Annotated in this window: 21 protein-coding genes; 3 read left to right on the top strand and 18 right to left on the bottom strand. The window is 69.0% G+C overall.

Annotated elements, in window-relative coordinates:
• Window positions 1–63: 63 nt before the first annotated feature.
• From queE to AAD027_RS14275, 17 genes are all read right to left on the bottom strand, one after another.
• Window positions 64–738 (bottom strand): 7-carboxy-7-deazaguanine synthase QueE, encoded by a 675-nt coding sequence (gene queE / locus AAD027_RS14355; RefSeq protein WP_341726714.1) that lies wholly within the window; start codon window positions 736–738, stop codon window positions 64–66.
• A gap of 167 nt (window positions 739–905) precedes the next feature.
• Window positions 906–1724 carry a tol-pal system protein YbgF gene (gene ybgF / locus AAD027_RS14350; RefSeq protein WP_341726713.1) on the bottom strand — a complete coding sequence of 273 codons (819 nt, stop codon included), beginning with the start codon at window positions 1722–1724 and terminating at the stop codon, window positions 906–908.
• Between the two features lie 15 nt (window positions 1725–1739).
• Window positions 1740–2255 carry a peptidoglycan-associated lipoprotein Pal gene (gene pal, locus AAD027_RS14345; RefSeq protein WP_341726712.1) on the bottom strand — a complete coding sequence of 172 codons (516 nt, stop codon included), beginning with the start codon at window positions 2253–2255 and terminating at the stop codon, window positions 1740–1742.
• Between the two features lie 56 nt (window positions 2256–2311).
• Window positions 2312–3631 (bottom strand): Tol-Pal system beta propeller repeat protein TolB, encoded by a 1320-nt coding sequence (gene tolB, locus AAD027_RS14340; protein ID WP_341726711.1) that lies wholly within the window; start codon window positions 3629–3631, stop codon window positions 2312–2314.
• 100 nt (window positions 3632–3731) lie between these two features.
• Complete coding sequence (locus AAD027_RS14335; RefSeq protein WP_341726710.1) at window positions 3732–4091, bottom strand: hypothetical protein; 360 nt, start codon at window positions 4089–4091, stop codon at window positions 3732–3734.
• Window positions 4092–5093 (bottom strand): cell envelope integrity protein TolA, encoded by a 1002-nt coding sequence (gene tolA / locus AAD027_RS14330; RefSeq protein ID WP_341726709.1) that lies wholly within the window; start codon window positions 5091–5093, stop codon window positions 4092–4094.
• Window positions 5083–5526: an ExbD/TolR family protein gene (locus tag AAD027_RS14325; RefSeq protein WP_341726708.1), complete on the bottom strand. Its 444-nt coding sequence runs from the start codon at window positions 5524–5526 to the stop codon at window positions 5083–5085. The genes tolA and AAD027_RS14325 overlap by 11 nt, the downstream gene beginning before the upstream one ends.
• Before the next feature lie 12 nt (window positions 5527–5538).
• Complete coding sequence (gene tolQ, locus AAD027_RS14320) at window positions 5539–6315, bottom strand: protein TolQ (protein WP_341726707.1); 777 nt, start codon at window positions 6313–6315, stop codon at window positions 5539–5541.
• A gap of 48 nt (window positions 6316–6363) precedes the next feature.
• A complete protein-coding gene (ybgC, locus tag AAD027_RS14315) occupies window positions 6364–6822 on the bottom strand; it encodes a tol-pal system-associated acyl-CoA thioesterase (RefSeq protein ID WP_341726706.1) in 459 nt (152 codons plus the stop codon).
• 54 nt (window positions 6823–6876) lie between these two features.
• A complete protein-coding gene (gene ruvB / locus AAD027_RS14310; RefSeq protein ID WP_341726705.1) occupies window positions 6877–7914 on the bottom strand; it encodes a Holliday junction branch migration DNA helicase RuvB in 1038 nt (345 codons plus the stop codon).
• Window positions 7915–8032: 118 nt separating this feature from the next.
• Window positions 8033–9955 carry a potassium transporter Kup gene (locus AAD027_RS14305; protein ID WP_341726704.1) on the bottom strand — a complete coding sequence of 641 codons (1923 nt, stop codon included), beginning with the start codon at window positions 9953–9955 and terminating at the stop codon, window positions 8033–8035.
• 52 nt (window positions 9956–10007) lie between these two features.
• Window positions 10008–10592: a Holliday junction branch migration protein RuvA gene (gene ruvA / locus AAD027_RS14300; protein WP_341726703.1), complete on the bottom strand. Its 585-nt coding sequence runs from the start codon at window positions 10590–10592 to the stop codon at window positions 10008–10010.
• 121 nt (window positions 10593–10713) lie between these two features.
• Window positions 10714–11235: a crossover junction endodeoxyribonuclease RuvC gene (gene ruvC, locus AAD027_RS14295; protein WP_425605468.1), complete on the bottom strand. Its 522-nt coding sequence runs from the start codon at window positions 11233–11235 to the stop codon at window positions 10714–10716.
• A gap of 108 nt (window positions 11236–11343) precedes the next feature.
• Window positions 11344–12075, bottom strand: coding sequence for a YebC/PmpR family DNA-binding transcriptional regulator (locus tag AAD027_RS14290; RefSeq protein ID WP_341726702.1), 732 nt, complete (start codon window positions 12073–12075; stop codon window positions 11344–11346).
• A gap of 64 nt (window positions 12076–12139) precedes the next feature.
• Window positions 12140–12775, bottom strand: a complete 636-nt coding sequence (locus AAD027_RS14285; RefSeq protein ID WP_341726701.1) for an esterase/lipase family protein — start codon at window positions 12773–12775, stop codon at window positions 12140–12142.
• Between the two features lie 87 nt (window positions 12776–12862).
• On the bottom strand, window positions 12863–13987 hold the full coding sequence (locus tag AAD027_RS14280; protein WP_341726700.1) for an efflux RND transporter periplasmic adaptor subunit: 1125 nt from the start codon (window positions 13985–13987) through the stop codon (window positions 12863–12865).
• Entirely contained in the window at window positions 13984–17178 is a 3195-nt protein-coding gene (locus AAD027_RS14275; protein ID WP_341726699.1) for an efflux RND transporter permease subunit, read from the bottom strand. The genes AAD027_RS14280 and AAD027_RS14275 overlap by 4 nt, the downstream gene beginning before the upstream one ends.
• A gap of 199 nt (window positions 17179–17377) precedes the next feature.
• Between AAD027_RS14275 and AAD027_RS14270 the strand changes: the two genes are divergently transcribed.
• Entirely contained in the window at window positions 17378–18319 is a 942-nt protein-coding gene (locus tag AAD027_RS14270; protein WP_341726698.1) for an AraC family transcriptional regulator, read from the top strand.
• Between the two features lie 15 nt (window positions 18320–18334).
• On the opposite strand, the gene AAD027_RS14265 is transcribed toward AAD027_RS14270, so the two are convergent.
• The gene (locus AAD027_RS14265) at window positions 18335–19165 is read right to left on the bottom strand and encodes an AraC family transcriptional regulator (protein ID WP_341726697.1); all 831 of its coding nucleotides are present in this window, start codon (window positions 19163–19165) and stop codon (window positions 18335–18337) included.
• A gap of 116 nt (window positions 19166–19281) precedes the next feature.
• Here AAD027_RS14265 and AAD027_RS14260 point away from each other — a divergent pair, with 116 nt between their 5' ends.
• The gene (locus AAD027_RS14260; RefSeq protein ID WP_341726696.1) at window positions 19282–19710 is read left to right on the top strand and encodes an organic hydroperoxide resistance protein; all 429 of its coding nucleotides are present in this window, start codon (window positions 19282–19284) and stop codon (window positions 19708–19710) included.
• Window positions 19711–19753: 43 nt separating this feature from the next.
• The coding region (locus tag AAD027_RS14255) for an alpha/beta fold hydrolase (protein ID WP_341726695.1) at window positions 19754–20140 on the top strand (387 nt) is incomplete at its 3' end.

Below are 20140 nucleotides of genomic sequence, written 5' to 3'. Positions count from 1 at the left end.
CAAGCAACCTTGGGGAGATGGCTTCGTTACCCTCTCCCCAACCCCGCAAGCAGCAGGCAGGACTCAGCGCCCCGGTTCGTCGTTCCACAGCAGCTTGTGCAACTGCATCTGGAAGCGCACCGGCAGGCGGTCCTCGACGATCCAGTCGGCCAGGTCGCGCGGGTCCAGTTCGGTCTTGCTGGGCGAGAACAACACGTCGCAGCGCTCGGCCAGGCGGTGTTCGGCCAACATGCCGCGCGCCCATTCGTAGTCGGCGCGGCCGCACAGCACGAACTTCACCTGATCGCGCGCGGTGAGCAGCGGGAGATTCTCCAGCCGGTTGCGCGCCATTTCCTTCGAGCCGGGCGTCTTCAGATCTACCACGCGCGACACGCGCGGATCGACTTCGGCGATATCGAGGGCGCCGGAGGTTTCCAGCGAGACGTCGTAGCCGGCATCGCAAAGCTTCTTCAGCAACGACAGGCAGCGCTTCTGCGACAGCGGCTCGCCGCCGGTCACGCAGACGTGGCGCACGCCGTGGCGCGCCACTTCCGCCAGGATCGCGTCGATGTCCCACCACTGGCCGCCATGGAAAGCATAGGCGGTATCGCAGTACTGGCAGCGCAGCGGGCAGCCGGTCAGGCGCACGAACACCGTGGGCCAGCCGACCGCGTTCGCCTCGCCCTGCAGGGAAAGGAAGATCTCGGTCAGCTTCAGGCGCTCCTGCGGGAGCGCGGCGGCGGGGGCAACGGCGTTCATGGGGTGCGCATTATGAGGCCTGACGGCCTGCCCGGCCCGGATCGCCCGACCCGGGAGATGTGGGAGATGTGGGAGCGCCGTCCCCGGCGCGAGCCTTTGCCGGATTCAAGGAAAGAAAAGATAGAGCCAGGCTCGCGGCCGGAGGCCGCTCCCACACTATCCGGGGTTCAGCGCAGGCGGCCGAACTGGATGGCTTTCAGGCGGTCGTCGGCGGTACGGGCGACATCGGTGCCCGGGTACCGGGCGATGACGTCGGCCAGGGTGCTCTCGGCTTCGGCCAGCCTGCCCAGGCCGTAGTCGCACAGGCCCAGCTTGAGCAGCGAGCCCGGCGCCTTGTCGTGCGTGGGGTATTGCGCCAGCAGCGCGCGGAACTGGTCCGCGGCCAGCGCGTAATTCTGGGTGACGTAGTAGCTTTCGCCCAGCCAGTACAGGGCGTTGGGGGCATACACGCCATTCGGGTACAACTGCAGGAAGCTGGTGAACAGCTCCGCGGAATCGGCGTACTCGCCGGCCTTCAGACGGTCGAAGGCGACGTTGTAGGCGGTGCGTTCGTCGCCGGCGGCAGCCACCGCGCCCATGTCGCCATGGACGGTGGGGGGACGTTCTGCCGGTACGCTGGCGGCGGCAGGTGTGGCCGGCTTGGGCGCCGGTGCGCTGCTCACAGGCGGGGCGATCGGGGGACCAACCGGCGCACTGCCTTCCAGCCGGTTGAGCCGGCTATCCAGGTCCAGGTACTGGTCGCGGTTACGCTGCTTGAGCTGCTCGTTCTCGTTCTGCAGCTGTTCCAGCTGCGCGCGCAATTCCCGCACTTCCGCTTCCAGTTGGTTGGCCCTGTTCAACAGGTCCAGGTTCTGCTGCGGATTGTTGGCCTTGGCTTCCAGCGCGGCCACGCGGTCGGCCAGGCTCTGGCGTTGGGCGTGGGCGGCGGGTGCGGCGGCCACCAGGGCCGCCGCGAGTACCAGCATGTATTTCTTCGCGATCATCATCGTGGCGACGGCGGCTTACCTGGCCGTGTAGACGATCTCGACGCGACGGTTCTGCGACCAGCAGGACTCGTTGGAGTCGGTGCAGACCGGACGCTCTTCGCCGTAGCTGACGACGCTGAGCTGGCTGGCCGAACCGCCGTTGGCCTGCAGCGCGGAGTTCACCGCGTTGCCGCGACGCTCGCCCAGGCCCAGGTTGTATTCGCGGCTGCCGCGTTCGTCGGCATGGCCTTCCAGGGTGATGCGCGAGGACGGACGGTCGCGCAGGTACTTGGCGTGGCAGCCCATGATGGCCTGGAACTCCGGCTTCAGGGCGTCCTGGTCCAGGTCGAAGTAGACCACGCGCTGGCGCAGGCAGGCATCGCGGTCCAGGTCGTCCGGGCCGTACAGGCCGGAGGTGGTCGGGCCGGTCGGAGTGGTCGGCACGGTGGTGCCGGTGTCGGTCGGAGCTTCCGGCTTGACGGCCTTCTTGCAGCCGGCCAGCACGGCGACGGACATCAGCGACAGCATCAGAACACGGGTGGTGTTGTTCATGGTCATTCCTTCGTCGTTGTTAGGGGGGTCAGGGGGACAACATTGTAGACACAAAATTAACGGACAGTGCGGTACGGCGACCAGGCCGGTTCGCGCACGTCGGCATTCGCCACGACCAGGCGCTGGCGCACCCGCGCGTCGGCCGACACGGCGTACAGCACGCCACGGCCGCCTTCGCGCGCGGCGTACAGCACCATGCTGGCGTTGGGGGCGAAACTGGGGGATTCGTCCAGAGAACCCGGCGACAGCGACGACCAGCGGGCGCCGCCCAGGCTGCTATCCATCAGGGCGATGCGGTAGTTGTTGCCGCTGCCCTGCACCACCGCGATCTTCTTGCCGTCGTAGGACACGCTGGCGGTGGCGTTGTAGTTGCCCTCGAAAGTCACCCGGGTGGCGCTGCCGCCGCTGGCGGCCACGCGATAGATCTGCGGGCGTCCACCGCGGTCGGAAGTGAAGTAGATGCTGCTGCCGTCCGCGCTCCAGGTGGGCTCGGTGTCGATGCTGGAACTGTTGGTCAACTGGCGCAGCTGGCGACTGCCCAGGTCCATCACGTAGATCTCCGGGTTGCCGCTGCGCGACAGGGTCAGCGCCAACTGGCGGCCATCCGGCGAAAACGACGGGGCCCCGTTGATGCCGCGGAAACTGGCGACCTTTTCGCGCGCACCGGTGGTGATGTCCTGCAGGTAGATGGCGGAGTTGCCGCCCTCGAAGCTGACGTAGGCCAGGCGGCGACCGTCCGGGCTCCACGACGGCGACAGCAACGGCTCGGCCGAGCGCACCACGGTCTGCGGATTGAAGCCGTCCGAGTCGGCCACCATCAGCGCGTAGCGGGTGTCCTTGCCGGTGCCGGCGGCGGTCACGTAGGCGATGCGCGTCCAGAACGCACCGCGCACGCCGAGGATCTTCTCGTAGATGGCATCGGCCATCTGGTGGGCCACGTCGCGCATGGCGTTGGCCCGCGCGGTCATGGCCAGGCCCAGCATGCGTTCCTGCTTGGCCACGTCGAACAGTTCGTATTCCACGCGGTAACCGCCGTCGCCGCTGTCCACGACGCGGCCGACCACGATGTAGTCCTGCCGCAGCTGGCGCCAGGTGGGGTACTGGATCTCGCTGCCGCGGGTGGGGCGTTCGATCAGGCTGGCTTCGGGCAAGGTGCGGAAGGCGCCGGAACGCTCCAGGTCCGACCGCACCACGCCGGCCACGTCGGTGGGTGGCGCGCCGGCCGCGCCCTGGTAGGGCATGGGCACGATGGTGATGGGCAGCGCCGAGGCGTTGCCGCCGATGATGTCGATCTCCAGCCCCTGCTGCTGGGCCGAGGCCAGCACGGGGAACAGGGACAGGACGAACAGGGCGAACCAGTGCAGCGGTCTCTTCATGGGCGGCGGCGACTCGGGTTTGGCGGGCGGGAGAGAGATACCAGCTTGCGCGTGAACGTTTTAACAATTGTGAACGAAGACGATCGAAACAGGGGCGAAGTCACCGTCCCGGCGCCTCGAAGGTCAGCGCCAGCAAGCGGCTGAACTCCCGTTCGTGCCCCCGGTAAGGCAACGGCTGGGCGCGCAGGACGGCTTCTTCCAGCAAGTCACGGTCGCGGTCGCCGAAGGCGCAGTCCGGATGGGCCCACGCCTCGAGCACATCGCCGCCGGGAAGCTGGCGGATCACCACCTTGCAGCGCGCGCCGGCCGGCACCTCGGCGGACGGCCGCCACTCGCGGGCGATGGCCTCCCGCAGCACGGCCTGGTAACGGGCGTAGGGCTCATCCGCTTCCTGCGCGACGGCCGCCCCCGCCCACAGCGGAAGCAGCCAGAGGACCCGATGCAGCGCGAGCGCCTTCATTCAACGGTCCCGCGCCTCGAAATTGAGCGTCAGCGTACGGCTGAAGACCGACTCGAAGCCGCGATAGGGCAGCGGCTGGGCCTTCAGCACGGCGCGCTCGACCGAATCCTGGCCCAGCCGATCCATCGCGCAGCCGGGCTGGACCTCCGCGCTGATGACTTCGCCGCCGGGCAACTGCCGGATCACCACGCGGCAGCGGGTACCCACCGGGACCGATTCCGGGCGCGTCCATTGGCGCAGCACCGCTTCCTGGATCGCCGCGGCGTAGCGCGCCTGCAATCCATCATCGGTGCCGCCCTGCCCGACCGGCGTCGTCGATTGCGCGCCGGCCTGGCTGGCGGCGGCCGCACTGGCGACCTGCCGCTCGCGGGCGGCCTGTACCTGGCGCAGCTTCTGTTCCGCCAACTGCGCTTCGCGCGCGGCCTGCGCGCGCTGGCGGCGGATCTCGTCGAGCTTCTTCTGGCGGTCGGCCTCTTCCTGCTGCGCGGCCAGCCGGCGCTGCTGTTCGGCCTGTTCCTGGCGGGTGCGTTCGGTCAGGTCGATCTGTTCCTGCCTGCGCTTGGCTTCCTGTTCCTGGCGGGCCTTTTCCTGGGCGATGGCGTCGCGCCGCGCTTCCTCCTGGTCGACCTCGTCGGGCACGGGAATGCGTTCCTGCGCCTGGGCCTGCCGCTGCACGGGGGCGTCCTGCGGCGCCGGCTCGGGGACGGGCTGCGGCGGCGGCACGGTCTCTTCCTCGACGACCTCCTGCACCGGTTCCGGCAGCGGCTCGGGCCGGAACCGCAGGGCCTGATCGACCATGCGCTGGTCGGCGGCGGACACGTCCAGCGTCGCCTCCATCGCTTCCGACCCCGATGCGCTCAGTCGGCCGCGGTCCCATGTCAGCAGCGGCGAGACCAGCAACAGCAGGGCCAGCAGGACGTGCAGTCCGACGGCCCACGCCACCGCCCTGCCCAGCCCCTCGTCCCGCGGGACCCCATGGCGCTGGATGGCATCAGCGTGCATTGCCACCCGCATTGGTCATCAGGCCGACATTGCCTACCTTGGCGCGGCGGAGCACGTCCATGGCGTCCAGCACCTTCTGGTACGGCGCATCGCCTTCGGCCGCCACCATGATCCGCAGTTCGCTGCCCTGCTGCTCGCGGATGGCCGCCACCTTGGCTTCCAGCCCGGCGGCATCCAGGATCTCCGGCTGCTTGGCTTCAGGCAGCTTCAGGCCGAACCGCCCGTCGGGGTAGGCGATGACGACGACCGGCTCGTTGCGCGTCTCCACCGCCTTGGCGTTGGACGAGGGCAGCTTGACGTCCACGCTGAGCGTCAGCAGCGGCGCGGTCACCATGAAGATGATCAGCAGCACCAGCATCACGTCGATGTACGGCACGACGTTGATCTCGGATTTCAGCTTGCGCTTGTGGCGGCGCGAAATGGTGGCGGTCATGGCGTACTCCGCTTATTCCTCGCCCGGGGCCTGGCGCTGCAGGATGGAGCTGAACTCCTCGGCGAAGGTCTCGTAGCGCACCGCCAGCCGCTCGACGCGGGTGGTGAAGCGGTTGTAGGCCCACACCGCGGGGATCGCCACGAACAGGCCGATGGCGGTGGCGAACAGCGCCTCGGAAATGCCCGGCGCGACCGAGGCGATGCCGGCCTGCTCGCCGCTGTTGAGCATGTCGTGCATGGTCACCATGATGCCGAACACGGTGCCCACCAGGCCCACGTACGGCGCGGTGGAGCCGATGTTGGCCAGCAGTTCCAGGTTGCGCTCCAACTGGTCCACTTCGCGGGCGAAGGTGGCGCGCATGGCGCGCTGCGCGCCTTCCAGTTGCGCGCGACCGTCCAGCTTGCGCTTGTCGCGCAGGCGGGCGAACTCGCGGAAGCCGGCCTCGAAGATCGCCTCCAGCCCGGTGACCACGCGGTTGCGGTCGGCGGCGCCGGCATACAGCTTGTTGAGCTCGGCGCCGGACCAGAACCGGCCCTCGAACTCGTCGGCGTCGCGGTTGGCGTTCTTGAACACGCGCGCCTTGCGGAAAATGATCACCCAGCTGATCAGCGACCCGGCCAGCAGCAGCAGCACGATCAGCTTGACCGGCAGGCTGGCCTTCAACATCAGGTCGAAGTAGTTGATGCCGCTGTGGACGGTGGCGGCGGTGGCCTCCGCGGCGGCGGCGGCGGTTTCGGGCGGCAACGCCTCCACCACGGTGTCCTGGAATGCCAGCAGCGATGCGATCATCCGTTGTTCCTCGATTCTCTTGGTCGTGTTGCGTATCGGGTGGTGTGACTAGGCTTGCGCGCGACCCGGAACTTCGAGCCGCCTGAACTCTTCATACAACGCCCCGGGCAGCGGAACGGGTTTGAACCCGGACGCGCTGAGCGCGGCGACCTTCACTTCGGCGGTCAGCAACACCTCGCCGTCCCGCTCGATGGACTGCGCGAAGACCACGCTGGCCCGCCTGCACTGCTCGATCCTCGCGGTGACCCGCAGCAGGTCGTCCAGCCGCGCGGGGCGCAGGAAATCCAGGCGCATCGCACGGACGGCGAACACCAGGTCGTGGGTCTGGCGCAGCTGTTCCTGGGCATGCCCGCGCGCGCGCAACCACTCCGTGCGCGCGCGTTCCAGGAAGGCGACGTACTGCGCGTGGTAGACCACGCCACCGGCGTCGGTATCTTCCCAATAGACGCGTGTCGGCCAACTGAACGGCGCGGAACCGGCGCCCGGCACCGGGGGGTCAGTCGTCAAAGTGAGTGCTCCGGCACGTTGTGGCGCATACCGTCATGGATCCCGTGGCCCGCCTCAGAACAGTTCGCCGGCCGGCTCGCCCGGCTCCGGCACCTGCCCCTTCGGCGTCAGCCCCAGGTGCAAGTAAGCCTTGCGCGTCGCCATGCGGCCGCGCGCGGTGCGGATCAGGAAGCCCTGCTGGATCAGGTAGGGCTCGATGACGTCCTCCAGCGTGCCGCGCTCTTCCGAGAGGGCGGCGGCCAGCGATTCCACGCCGACCGGACCGCCATCGAAACTGTCCACGATGGTGCGCAGCATGCGGCGGTCCAGCTCGTCGAAACCCTCCGGGTCCACCTTCAGCATCTGCATCGCGGCGCGCGCCACGGCCACGTCGATGTGGCCGTCGGCCTTGACCTGCGCATAGTCGCGCACGCGCCGAAGCAGGCGGTTGGCGATGCGCGGCGTGCCGCGCGCGCGGCGGGCGATCTCGTCCGCGCCTTCCGGCACGCAGTCCATGCCCAGGATGCGGGCCGAACGCTGCACGATGCGGGTGAGTTCCTCGGGCGTGTAGAACTCCAGCCGCTGGACGATGCCGAAGCGGTCGCGCAGCGGCGCGGTCAGCAGGCCGGCGCGGGTGGTGGCGCCGATCAGGGTGAACGGCGGCAGGTCCAGCTTGATCGAACGCGCGGCCGGGCCCTCGCCGATCATGATGTCGATCTGGAAGTCCTCCATGGCCGGGTACAGCACTTCCTCGACCACCGGCGACAGGCGATGGATCTCGTCGACGAACAGCACGTCGTGTGGCTGCAGGTTGGTCAGCAGCGCGGCAAGGTCGCCGGCCTTCTCGATCACCGGGCCGGAGGTCACGCGCAGGTTCACGCCCAGTTCGTTGGCGATGACGTGGCTCAGCGTGGTCTTGCCCAGGCCGGGCGGGCCGAAGATAAGCACGTGGTCCAGCGCCTCGCCGCGCCCCTTCGCCGCCCGGATGTAAATGTCGAGCTGCTCGCGCACCGGCTTCTGGCCCAGGTACTCGTCCAGCCGCTTGGGCCGGATGCTGGCCTCGATGGCGTCGTCCTCGCGGGTGGCGACGGAGGTGATGATGCGGTCGTTCACAGGGACGGGATTGGGGATTGGAGATTCGGGATTAGCGGAAGCGTAACAGCATCGTTGCCGGCCGACACGGACGCCGCTCTTGCGAATCCCCAATCCCGAATCACGAATCCCGGCCCCATCAGATCTCCACCTGCGCGCCCAGCTCCACCAGCCGGTTGCCGGGGATGCGGAAGAAACCGGTCGCCGGGGCGGCGTTGCGGTGCATGATGGCGAACAGCTTGTCGCGCCAGATCGGCATGCCGCGGCGGCGGCTGGCCACCACGTTCTCGCGGCTGGCGAAGTAAGTGGTATCCATCGGATCGAAATAGATGCCGCCCTTGTCGCAGGAACGCATCAGCGCCGCCGGCACGTCGGGGGTCTGCATGAAGCCGTAGCGGACGATGACGCGGTAGAAGTCGTCGCCGATGGACTCGATCTTCAGCAGCTTCTCCGGCGGCGCGAACGGCACCGGCAGGGTTTCCACGGTCAGGAACACGTTGCGCTCGTGCAGCACCTTGTTGTGCTTGAGGTTGTGCATCAGCGCGTGCGGCACCACCCCGGTCTGCGCGGTCAGGAACACCGCCGTGCCCTGCACGCGCACCGGCGGGGCCAGCATCAGGCCGGGCAGGAAGGTGTCCAGCTGGATGCCTTCCTTGCGGATCTCCGCCGCCAGCAGCTCGCGCCCGCGCCGCCAGGTGCGCAGCAGGGTGAACAGCAGCATGCCCAGCACCACCGGGAACCAGCCGCCCTGCAGGATCTTGGCGCCGTTGGCGATCACGAAGGCGACGTCGGCGACCAGGAACAGCACGCAGGCCGGCAGCACCCAGCGCCGCCACTTGGGCCACAGCGCGCGCGCCACGATCGCCAGCAGCAGGGTGTCGATCAGCATGGTGGCCGAGACCGAGATGCCATAGGCGGTGGCCAGCGCGGAAGAGGTGCGGAACGACAGCACCAGCCCGATCACGATCACCATCATCATCCAGTTGATGCCGGGGATGTAGATCTGGCCGATGGTGTCGTGCGAAGTGTGCTTGATGTGCATGCGCGGGATGTAGCCCAGCTGCATGGCCTGGCGGGCGATGGAGAAGCCGCCGGTGATGACCGCCTGCGAGGCGATCACCGTGGCCGCCGTGGCCAGCACGATCATCGGGATGCGGCCCCACTGCGGCACGCCGATGTAGAACGGGTTCTTGATGGCGGCCGGGTTCTCCAGGATCAGCGCGCCCTGCCCCAGGTAGTTCAGCATCAGCGCCGGCAGCACGAACCAGTACCACGCCAGCCGGATCGGCCGTGCGCCGAAATGGCCCATGTCGGTATAGATCGCCTCGCCGCCGGTGACCGCCAGCACCACCGCGCCCAGGATGAAGATGCCATGCCAGTGGTGTTCGGCGAAGAAGCGCGCCGCCCACCAGGGATTGATGGCGTGCAGCACTTCCGGCTCGTGGGTGATGTTGACCACGCCCAGCACCGCCAGCACCAGGAACCAGACCACCGTGATGGGGCCGAATACCTTGCCCACCTTGGCCGTGCCGTAGCGCTGCGTGGCGAACAGGCTGACCAGCACGACCAGCGTGATCGGCACGATCCAGCTGTGCAGCTGCGGCGCCACCACCTCCAGGCCCTCGACCGCTGAAAGCACCGAGATGGCCGGCGTGATCACGCCATCGCCGAAGAACAGCGACGCGCCGAAGATGCCCAGGATGCCCACCATGTAGGCCGACCTGGAGCCTTTCGGCAGGCTGCGCTGGGCCAGCGCCATCAGCGCCATGATGCCGCCCTCGCCCTGATTGTCCGCGCGCATGATGATGGTGACGTACTTGACCGTCACCACCATGGTCAGCGCCCAGAACACCAGCGACAGCACGCCCAGCACGGTGTTGTGGTCGGCGGTCAGGCCGTAGTGGCCGGAGAAGGCTTCCCTGAGGGTATACAGCGGGCTGGTGCCGATGTCGCCGAAGACGACGCCGATGGCGCCGACGACCAGGCCGGCCAGGCCGATGTTGCCATGGCCATGCTGGCCGGAATGCCCGGCATTGGCCTGCGAAGACGGAGAAGTGGACATGGCGGCCGGAAGGGTAGCGCTGGGAAAGTGAAGCCGGGCTCTAAATCCGCGATCAGCGCAGCGCGGACTGCAACGCCTTGCGGATGATGGCGGCCGCGTCGTCGCCCGCCGCGGTCGCATCGCGCGCCATGCGGGTGGCTTCGGCCGGCTTGTAACCCAGCTGCTGCAACGCGATGGTCGCTTCGGACTGCGGATCGGCCGGGATCGGACTGCCGCCCGGCAGGCCGCCCATCAGGTCGGCGGCGCGGTCGCGCAGTTCCACCACCATGCGCTCGGCGGTCTTCTTGCCGATGCCGGGGATGCGCGTCAGCGCGGTGACGTCGCCGGACTGCACCATGCGGGCGAACTCGTCCACGCTGGCGCCGGACAGCACGGCCAGCGCGATCTTGGCGCCGATGCCGCTGACCTTCTGCACGTCGCGGAACAGCCTGCGCTCGTTCTCGCGCAGGAAGCCGTACAGCGACACGCTGTCCTCCTTCTGCGCGTAGTGGGTGAACAACAGCACCTCGCGGCCCACGTCGGGCAGGTCGTAGAAGGTGCTCATCGGCGCTTCGAGTTCATAGCCCACGCCGCCTACGTCGATCACCAGCCACGGCGGCGACTTGTGGGCGAGGATGCCGCGCAGGCGACCGATCATGATTGCGCCCTCCGGGCGCAACGGGATTGGTGATTTGGGATTGGGGATTCGCAAGCGCAGCAGGCGCCGGTGCGAGCCACCGCTTTCCCAATCCCGAATCCCGAATCCCGAATCCCGATCTTCATTTGCGACTCCACGCCTGCTGCGCGCTCACGCCCAGCCGCGCGGCGGTGGCACGCACGTGCGCATGGGTGATGGCCACCGCCAGCGCGTCGGCGGCGTCGGACTGCAGCTTGCCCTGCAGGTTGAGCATGATGCCGACCATGTGCTGGATCTGCGCCTTCTCGGCGCTACCGCGGCCGACCACGGCCAGCTTCACTTCCTTGGCGGCGTATTCGTGCACCGGCAGGTCGCGCAGCACCACCGCGCTGATCGCCGCGCCACGGGCCTGTCCCAGCTTCAATGCGGAATCCGGATTGCGCGCCATGAACACCTTCTCGATCGCCACTTCGTCCGGTCGCCAGGTCGCGATGACGTCGCCCAGCCCGTCCAGCAGGCGCCGCAACCGCTGCGGGAAGTCGTCGGCGCCCAGCAGCACCAGCGGCGCATGATAGACGTGCGTGGTCTTGCCCGCCGCGTCCACGTCGATGATGCCGATGCCGGTGCGCTGCGAGCCGGGATCGATGCCGAGGATGCGGGTCATGAGAGCCGGGATTGGGGATTCGGGATTGGAGATTCGCAGGGGCGGTCCGCGATTCCGGCCGTGCTGGCGGCTCTTATCGAATCCCGAATCCCGAATCCCCAATCCCGGCTACGCATACGCATCCGCGCCCAGTTCGGCGTTGGAGTACACGTCCTGCACGTCGTCCATGTCTTCCAGCATGTCCAGCAGCTTCCTGACCTGCACGGCGGTGTCGCCCTGCACGGCGATGTCGTTGTCGGCGCGGAAGGTGATCTCGGCATGGTCGGGCTTCAGGCCGGCGGCTTCCATCGCCTCCTTCACCGCCAGGAAGCTTTCCGGCGCGGTGACGACATCGACCGAGCCGTCGTCGGGATAGCCGACGATGTCGTCGGCGCCGGCCTCGATGGCGGCCTCGGTGATCTTCTCTTCGTCCGCGCCGGGCGCGTAGCTCAGCACGCCCAGGCGCTTGAACATGAAGGCCACCGAGCCCTCGGTGCCCATGTTGCCGCCGCACTTGCTGAAGGCGTGGCGCACGTCGGCCACGGTGCGCACGCGGTTGTCGGTCAGGCAGTCGACGATGACGGCCACGCCACCGGGCGCGTAGCCCTCGTAGCGGATTTCCTCGTAGACCACGCCTTCCAGTTCGCCGGTCGCCTTCTTGATGGCGCGCTCGATGACGTCCTTGGACATGTTGGCCGACAGGCCCTTGTCCACCGCCGCGCGCAGGCGCGGGTTGTTGGCCGGGTCGCCGCCGCCCATGCGCGCCGCCACGCCGATCTCGCGGATGATCTTGGTGAAGATCTTGCCGCGCTTGGCGTCGGTGGCGTTCTTGCGGGCTTCGATGGACGGGCCTCTACCCATGGGGACTTCCGGAGGTTGCGATGATGAGGGCGCGGATTATACCGGCGCCGCGCGCGCGCAGCGTCTACGCCGGCTGGAAGCGTCCATCGCGCAGGAAGGCGGCCGCCTGGCGGGCGGCATCGGCCGAGAACACCAGCCCGGTATGGCTGGCCGGGACGACGCAGTGCGCGGCCAGGCCGGGCAGCCGGGTCTCGGCCACCGCCACCGTGCCGTCGGAATCGCCGTCGAAGCGGGTCAGCAGGCGGCCGACGCCGCGCGCCACGTTGCCGGCGACCATGCCCACCGGCACCCTGCCCTGCCAGGGCGGGCATCCCGTCTGCAGCAGGGCGCCGCTGCGCCCCAGCACCGGCCCGGTCCAGGCGCGGCGCCCGAGGCTGCGCGCGGCGCCGCTGCCGCAGAGGGGCGACCCCAGGCAGACCATGCGCCGCACCGGCAACGACGGCGCGCGGCGCAGCGCTTCCAGCCCGATCAACCCGCCCAGGCTGTGCCCGGCCAGGTGCGTGGGCGATCCGTCCTGCAGCCGTTCGATCAGCGCCGCGATGGCGGGCTCGGGCCCGCCGAAGACGCTGGGATAGCCGAACACTTCCACCTCGAAGCCCTCGGCGCGCAGCCGCCGCGCCAACGGCGCCAGCCACGACTTCGCGTTCCAGATGCCGTGCAGCAGCACGACGCGTCGGACCGGCTCGTGGGATTCTTCCATGGCCGGAGTGTCGGGCAAGCCGCCGGCGCTGACCAGTGGCCGCTCCTACAAGCGATAGGTACGGGCGAATGCCGTCGCGCGGCGGCCTCAGCGCGCGGGTTGCGGCGGCGGTTTCACCGCCACGCGCGCACCGGCCTGCAGCAGCGCGTTCGGCGCCAGCACCACCTGGTCGCCCACGGCCAGCCCGTCCAGCACTTCCACCTCGCCGCCCAGGTCGCGGCCGAGCAGCACGGGGCGGAACTCGAGCAGCGAATCCGCACCGACGCGCGCCACCCGCGACTGTCCGGCCGGGCCGGAAATCGCCGACAGCGGCACGATCACCGCGGGCGCGGCGCGCGGCACCTGCAGACTGACCTGCCCGACCATGCCGGCGGGGATGCGGCTGCCGGGGTTGGGCAGGCGCAGTTCCACGCGCATGCCGCCGGCATCGTCGGAAATGCTCTGCGCGCTGCGCACGACCTCGGCGGCGAAGCGCTCGCCCGGCAGTTCGGGGAAGCTGACCTCGGCCTTCAGGCCGGGGCGCACCTGTAGCGCCGCGCCCTGCGGCACGTCGACCAGGATGCGCAGCGGGTCCAGCGCGTTGATCTCGAACAGCGGCACGGCGGAAGCGGCATCGCCGACCACGCGGTCGCCGCGGTCCACGTAGCGCGCGGCGATGACGCCGGCGAACGGCGCGCGCACGCGCTGGAAGCCCTGCCGTTCGCGCGCGCTCTCCAGCCGCGCCTGCGCCGCCGCCAGCGCGGCCTGCGCGGCGTCGCGGTTGGCGCTGCGGTCGCTGTAGGTCTCGCGCGAGACCGCACCGGATTCCACCAGCACGGCGGCGCGGTCGTAGTTGACCCTCGCCAGTTCCAGCGCCGCGCGCGCGCGGCCGACTTCGGCCTGCGCCTCGCGCACGGACTGGTCGATCTCCGGCGTGGCGATCACCGCCAGCACCTGCCCGGACTGGACCTGGTCGCCCAGGTCCACCAGGCGCTCGCTGACGAAGCCGGTGGCGCGCGGATAGAGCTGCGCGGTCTCGCCGGCCAGCGCGCGCGCCGGCAGTTTCATCGTGTAGTCGGCGTCGGCCGCGCGCGCCCGCGCGGTGAGCACCTCGGGCACCGTCTGTGCGGCGGGCGTTTCCGCCACCCCGCGGTTGCAGGCGGAAAGGGCCACCGCCAGCGCGACGGCCGTCACGGCCATCGGAACATGACGCAAGGCAAGCATCGGCTTCATATCGCAACTCCTGCATCGGCGCTTTCCGCGCCCTTTTCTGTGGTGTGCGCGGCGCGCCGCTGGCGTCGGCCCAGCACGGCCAGGATGGACGGCACGATGACCAGCGTGGCCGGTGTGCCGAACAGCAGCCCACCGATCACCGCGCGTCCCAGCGGCGCGTTCTGTTCGCCACCCTCGCCCAGGCCCAGCGCCATCGGGATGATGCCCAGCACCATCGCGCTGGCGGTCATCAGCACCGGCCGCAGGCGCACGGCCGCGGCTTCGTAGGCGGCCTGTTCCGGATCGTGGCCCTCGGCGATCAGCCCGCGCGCGAAACTGGTGACCAGCACGCTGTTGGCGGTGGACACGCCGATCACCATCATCACGCCCATCAGCGCGGGCACGCTGAGCGGCGTGCCGGTGACCAGCAGGCCGACGGCCGCGCCGGCGATGGCGATGGGCAGGCCGGACATCGCCACCAGCGGCTGGATCCACGACTGGAAGTTCACCACCAGCACCAGGAAGACCAGCACCGCCGACATCAGCAAGCCGCCGGCCAGTTCGCCATAGGCGCTCTGCATCTCGCCGGCCTGGCCGACGATCTCGATGCGGTTGCCCGGCTTCAGGCGCGGCTCCAGGTCGGACACGATGCGGCCGAGCGCCGAGTGGACCGAGCCCAGATCGGTGCCCTGCACGTTCGCCAGCACGCTGACGGTGGGCGCCATCATCGTGCGGCCGATGCTGGCGGGCACCGTGCGCGGCGATACCTGGGCCACGTTGCGCAGCAGCACCGTCTGCCCGTCAGCGCCGATGCGCAGCGGCGTGTTGAGCAGCGTCTCCATGCTCTCCAGGCTGGCCGGCGGCGCCTGCACCTGCACGGTGTAGGACGTGGCGTTGGCCTGATCCACCCAGTACACCGGGCTGACCGTGCCCGCCGAACCCAGCACCGCCAGCACGGCGCGGCTGGCGTCCTGCGAGGTGACGCCCAGTTGCGCGGCGCGGGTCCGGTCGATCGACACGTAGTATTCCGGCAGGTCCAGCACCTGCCGCAGCATCACGTCCACCGCGCCGGGCACCTCGCGCAGGCGCGCTTCCAGCTCGCGCGCGATCACCAGGTTGCCGGCCGCGTCGCGCCCGTTCACGCGCACTTCCAGCGCACCCACCGCCGAACCGGCCAGCGTCCGGCTGGTGGCGTCGGGCGGCCGTTCGAACACTTTCACATCGGGGAATTTCTGCGCCACCCGTTCGCGGATCCGCGCCAGGTATTCCGCGCTCGGGCCGTGCGGCGTGCGCAGCTGCAGCATCACTTCCGCTTCGAACGAACCGACCACCGCGCTGTCCACCCATGCCAGGTTGACCGCGTCGGGAATGCCGATCTGCTCGTAGACGGTCTGCAGTTCGCCGGCCGGCACGATGCCGCGGATCTCGCGCTGGATGTCGGCCAGTTGCTGCGCCGTTTCCTCCAGCCGCAGGCCGGTGGGCAGGCGGACCTGCAGGCGGATCTGGCCCGCGTCCACGTGCGGGAAGTATTCGCGCCCCAGCGACAGGGCCGACACCGCACCGGCGCCGATCATCAACAGCGCGACCAGCAACAGCACGCCACCGTGGTGGCCCAGCCTGACCAGCAGCGCATGGTGGCGCTCGCGCAGGTTGTCCAGTACGTGCTCGACCTTGTGGTTGACCGCCAGCAGGCGGCGCTCGGCGGCCCAGCGCGGCGCCTGCCGGCTGCTGATGTCGGCCGGCAGCAGCAGGTAGCACAGCACCGGGATCAGCGTGCGCGACAGCAGGAACGAGGCCGCCATCGCGAAGATCACCGCCAGCGCCAGCGGCGTGAACACCCAGGCCGACAGGCCGGTCATCAGCAGGATCGGCGTCAGCACGATGCAGATGGACACGGTGGAGACGAATTCGGGGAAGACCACTTCCTTCGCGCTGTCCAGGATCGCGGTGCGCACATCCTTGCCCAGGGCGATGTGGCGGTTGGTGTTCTCCACGTCCACCACCGCGTTGTCCACCAGGATGCCGATGGCCAGCGCCAACCCGCCCAGCGTCATCACGTTGAACGTGTAGCCCAGCAGGTTGAGCATGGCCACCGACGCCAGCAGCGCCAACGGGATCGCCGACAGCACGATCAGACTGGAGCGCCACGAACCGATGAACACCAGCACGACCAGCGCGACCAGCAGGCCCACCAGCATGGCTTCGTGGCGGATCGAGGCGATCGCGTTGTCGACGAACACCGACTGGTCGAAGATCGGCTCGATGCGCATGCCAGGCGGCGCGGACGCCTCGATCTCGGGCAAGCGTTCGCGCACGGAGCGGACGATCTCCACCGCCGAGGCGCCGCCCATCTTGATCAGCGCCACCGACACCGCGCTGGCGCCGTCCATGCGAGCGATGTTGGTCTGCAACGCGCCGCCGTCGCGCACCGAGGCCACGTCGCGCACGTAGATGACGTTGCCGCCGCGCGTGGCGATCGGCAGGTCGAGGAAGCCGGCGGCATCGACCGGGCTGGTTTCCAGCGCGATCTGCAGTTCCCGCTCGCCCTCGCGGATCGTACCGGACGGCAGCGTCGGACTGCCGCGCTCCAGCGCGCCGGTGACCTGCGCCGGCGTCAACCCGTGGGTCTGCAACGCGCGCGGGTCCAGATCGACCATGATCTGCCGCGCCGCGCCGCCGTAGGGCAGCGTCATGCGGATGCCGGGGATGGACTGGATCTGCGAGCGCAGTTGCAGGCGCGCGTAGTCGAACAACTGCGCCTCGCTCAGCGAGTCGGACGACAGCACCAGTTGCAGCACCGGCGTGCTGGACACGTTGTTGCGCACCACCAGCGGCGGCGATGTGCCCGGCGGCATGCGCCGCAGGATGGTCTGCGAGACCGCGGTGATCTGCGCCAGCGCGCGCTCCAGGTTGACGCCCGGCTGGAAGTCAACGCGGACGATGCCGATGCCGCTGAGGCTTTCCGAGCGGACTTCCTTGATGTCGTCCACGTTGTTGAGGACGGAGATCTCGGAGAACGACGTCAGCTTGGCGGCCATCTCCGCGGCCGGCAGGCCGCTGTAGGTCCAGATGACGTTGACCGAGGGGATGCCGACCTCGGGCAGGATGTCGGTGGGCATGCGCCGCGCCGACTGCACGCCGAACAACAGGATCAGGATGGCCAGCACGCCGATGGTGTACCGGCGCGACAGCGCGTATTGAACGATCCACATCAGGTGGGGGTTCCGATGAGGTGAAGGAAGCCGCCCTGGCTGAGGCGACGGCGAGGTTAACGTTAATCGAAGCCACAGGCGTATGGTTAGCGCATTGCTGCCCAAAAGTTGCCTGATTCTGCAAATCGATCACCGCTTGCGATGCCGCCGCACGCTTCATCGCGATAAAGTCACGCTTCACCGCATGGAACCCCACGCCATGAACGCCAATACTTCCGCCGACACCATCGCACAGCGCGCCAGCCAGGCGCCGCAGACTGAACTGGCCGACCGGATTGCCCGATTGACGAACGAGGACGGCGTGCACGCCACCGCCATCCCCTCCCTCTACCTGATGCGCTTCAGCACGCCGCGCCCGTGCACGGCGGTGCTTTACGATCCACGCCTGTGCATCGTGGCGCAGGGCCGCAAGATCGCCATACTGGCGGGCGACACCTACCACTACGACCCGCTGCACTACCTGGTCGTGTCGATGACCCTGCCCGCGCTGGGGCAGATCATCGAGGCCACGCCGGAGCACCCCTACCTCAGCCTGCGGCTGGACATCGACATGGAGCAGCTGCGGACGACGGTGCTGGAAACGCCGCCCGCGCGCGCCGCCGACATGATCGACCGCGGCCTGTATTCGGCGCGCGCCAGCGGCGCCCTGCTCGATGCGGTGCTGCGCCTGGTCCGGCTGCTGGACGAGCCCGAGGACCTGGACGCGCTGGCGCCCCTGATCCAGCGCGAGATCTACTACCGCGTGCTCAGCGGCGACCTGGGGCACCGCCTGCGCGAACTGGTCACCACGGGCAGCCGCTCGCATCGCATCGGCCGCGCGGTGCAGGCGCTGCGCGACCACTACCTGGAACCGCTCAGCATCGACGCACTGGCCGAATCCCTGCACATGAGCGTGTCCTCGCTGCACCACCAGTTCAAGGCCGCCACGTCGATGTCGCCGTTGCAGTTCCAGAAACACCTGCGCCTGCACGAAGCCCGCCGGCTGATGCTCAGCGAGGGCCTGGAAGCGAACTCGGCCGCGCGCCGGGTGGGCTACGAAAGCCCTTCGCAGTTCAGCCGCGAGTACAAGCGGCTGTTCGGCGCCCCGCCCCGCTCGGAAATCGTGCAATTGCGCTCGCTGCCGCAGTCGCAGGAAGCCTGACCGCCGGTACCCGCCTCAGGCGTTGAGCGCCTGCCCGCGCTTCCATTCCCGCGGCGAGTGCCCGCTGTGCGCCTTGAAGGCGCGCGACAGCGCCGCCTCGCTGCCATAGCCCACGTCGGCGGCGACCACCTTCAGCGGCCGTCCCTGGCGCAGCGCCTGCTGCGCCAGGCCGACGCGCCAGCCCTGCAGGTACTGGCCCGGGGTCAGGCCCACCACGTCGCGGAAACTGGCGGCGAACACACTGCGCGACATGCCGGCCACGTCCGCCAGCGCCTCCAGCGACCATTCCTTCGCCGGCGCTTCGTGCATCGCCACCAGCGCGTTGCGCAGGCGCGGATGCGACAGCCCGGCGAGCATGCCGCTGCGCACCTCGCCGGTTTCCATCAGCTGGCGCAGGATCTGGATCATCACCACTTCGAACAGCCGGTTCACCAGCGCGTGCCGGCCGCAACGCTGCTCGAACGCCTCCTCGAACAGCAGCGCCAACACGTCGGAGGCGCCGAAGACGCCATCCAGCGGCAGGCAGACGAATTCGGGCAGCGCCGCGCTGATCGGGTTCCCGGCACCACCCTCGAAGCGCAGGTTGGCGCAGACCATGTCGGCGCCGCGCTCGGGGTCGGTGACGAAGCGGTGCGTCATCGGCCGCGGATACAGCAACAGGCTGGGCTGTTCGATCCGCACCGACTCCTTGCCGTGGAACACCTCGATGGGGCCACGCCGCACCAGGTGCAACTGGCCTATGTCGCCCTCGGCTTCCAGCGTGTTGATGCCGCACAGCGCGCCAGTGTGGAACACCTGCGCATTGACCGAGAAACGCTCCAGCAGGACAGCAAGCCGATCGACCATTTCGTACTCCTGATCAATTTTTCAGGATTTTACATCACCAATCGTATCGGATGGTGGCGCAAAGTACGTCCTGCCGATTGGCAACGCACTTTCCCATCACCCACAGGAATACCACCATGTCCATCGAGAAGATCCTTTATACCGCCACCGCCACTGCCACCGGCGGCCGCGAAGGCCAGGCCGCCTCCTCCGACAATGCGCTGAACGTGAAGCTGTCCACCCCGCGCGAGCTGGGCGGCGCCGGCGGCGACGGCACCAATCCCGAGCAACTGTTCGCCGCCGGCTACTCCGCCTGCTTCCTGGGCGCGCTGAAGTTCGTCGCCGGCAAGCAGAAGGTCGCCCTGCCCGCCGACACCAGCGTCACCGGCAAGGTCGGCATCGGCCAGATCCCCACCGGCTTCGGCATCGAGGCCGAACTGACCATCGCCGCCCCGGGCGTCGCCCGCGAGCAACTGCAGACCCTGGTCGATGCGGCCCACATCGTCTGCCCGTACTCCAACGCCACGCGCGGCAACATCGACGTGACGCTGGTGATCGCCGAATAACGCCTTCTTTCCGAAAGGCCCTCATTCCACAGGAATCGACACCATGAACGCCATCACCCGCACCTTCGCCGCCACCCTGCTGGCCATCGCCACCCAAGCCAGCTTCGGCGCCCACGCCGCGCAACCGGCTTCCCCCGCGGAAGTCACCACCATCGCCCGCACCGCCAGCTACGTGACCACCGCCGACGGCGTGCAGCTCTACTACAAGGACTGGGGCCCGAGGAACGGCCCGGTCGTGACCTTCAGCCACGGCTGGCCGCTGAACTCGGACAGCTGGGAATCGCAGATGATCTTCCTGGCCTCGCAAGGCTACCGCGTCGTCGCCCACGACCGCCGCGGCCATGGCCGCTCCAGCCAGCCGTGGGACGGCAACGACATGGACCACTACGCCGACGACCTGGCCGCCGTGATCGATGCGCTGGACCTGAAG

The sequence above is a fragment of the Pseudoxanthomonas putridarboris genome (genome assembly GCF_038321125.1).
GTDB lineage: Bacteria > Pseudomonadota > Gammaproteobacteria > Xanthomonadales > Xanthomonadaceae > Pseudoxanthomonas_A > Pseudoxanthomonas_A putridarboris.
Note: the sequence above shows the minus strand (reverse complement) of the source record. Positions and strands in the feature narration are given on the sequence as shown.

Bases quoted from the DNA above. Each gene is read 5' to 3' on its own strand.
- AAD027_RS14265 (WP_341726697.1), bottom strand. From the start codon at position 19,165: ATGGTCGATCGGCTTGCTGTCCTGCTGGAGCGTTTCTCGGTCAATGCG.
- AAD027_RS14280 (WP_341726700.1), bottom strand. From the start codon at position 13,987: ATGAAGCCGATGCTTGCCTTGCGTCATGTTCCGATGGCCGTGACGGCC.
- tolB (WP_341726711.1), bottom strand. From the start codon at position 3,631: ATGAAGAGACCGCTGCACTGGTTCGCCCTGTTCGTCCTGTCCCTGTTC.
- AAD027_RS14305 (WP_341726704.1), bottom strand. From the start codon at position 9,955: ATGTCCACTTCTCCGTCTTCGCAGGCCAATGCCGGGCATTCCGGCCAG.
- queE (WP_341726714.1), bottom strand. From the start codon at position 738: ATGAACGCCGTTGCCCCCGCCGCCGCGCTCCCGCAGGAGCGCCTGAAG.
- tolQ (WP_341726707.1), bottom strand. From the start codon at position 6,315: ATGATCGCATCGCTGCTGGCATTCCAGGACACCGTGGTGGAGGCGTTG.
- AAD027_RS14290 (WP_341726702.1), bottom strand. From the start codon at position 12,075: ATGGGTAGAGGCCCGTCCATCGAAGCCCGCAAGAACGCCACCGACGCC.
- AAD027_RS14335 (WP_341726710.1), bottom strand. From the start codon at position 4,091: ATGAAGGCGCTCGCGCTGCATCGGGTCCTCTGGCTGCTTCCGCTGTGG.
- AAD027_RS14285 (WP_341726701.1), bottom strand. From the start codon at position 12,775: ATGGAAGAATCCCACGAGCCGGTCCGACGCGTCGTGCTGCTGCACGGC.
- AAD027_RS14260 (WP_341726696.1), top strand. From the start codon at position 19,282: ATGTCCATCGAGAAGATCCTTTATACCGCCACCGCCACTGCCACCGGC.
- ybgF (WP_341726713.1), bottom strand. From the start codon at position 1,724: ATGATGATCGCGAAGAAATACATGCTGGTACTCGCGGCGGCCCTGGTG.
- ruvA (WP_341726703.1), bottom strand. From the start codon at position 10,592: ATGATCGGTCGCCTGCGCGGCATCCTCGCCCACAAGTCGCCGCCGTGG.
- AAD027_RS14325 (WP_341726708.1), bottom strand. From the start codon at position 5,526: ATGACCGCCACCATTTCGCGCCGCCACAAGCGCAAGCTGAAATCCGAG.
- AAD027_RS14275 (WP_341726699.1), bottom strand. From the start codon at position 17,178: ATGTGGATCGTTCAATACGCGCTGTCGCGCCGGTACACCATCGGCGTG.
- AAD027_RS14270 (WP_341726698.1), top strand. From the start codon at position 17,378: ATGAACGCCAATACTTCCGCCGACACCATCGCACAGCGCGCCAGCCAG.
- pal (WP_341726712.1), bottom strand. From the start codon at position 2,255: ATGAACAACACCACCCGTGTTCTGATGCTGTCGCTGATGTCCGTCGCC.
- ruvC (WP_425605468.1), bottom strand. From the start codon at position 11,235: ATGACCCGCATCCTCGGCATCGATCCCGGCTCGCAGCGCACCGGCATC.
- tolA (WP_341726709.1), bottom strand. From the start codon at position 5,093: ATGCACGCTGATGCCATCCAGCGCCATGGGGTCCCGCGGGACGAGGGG.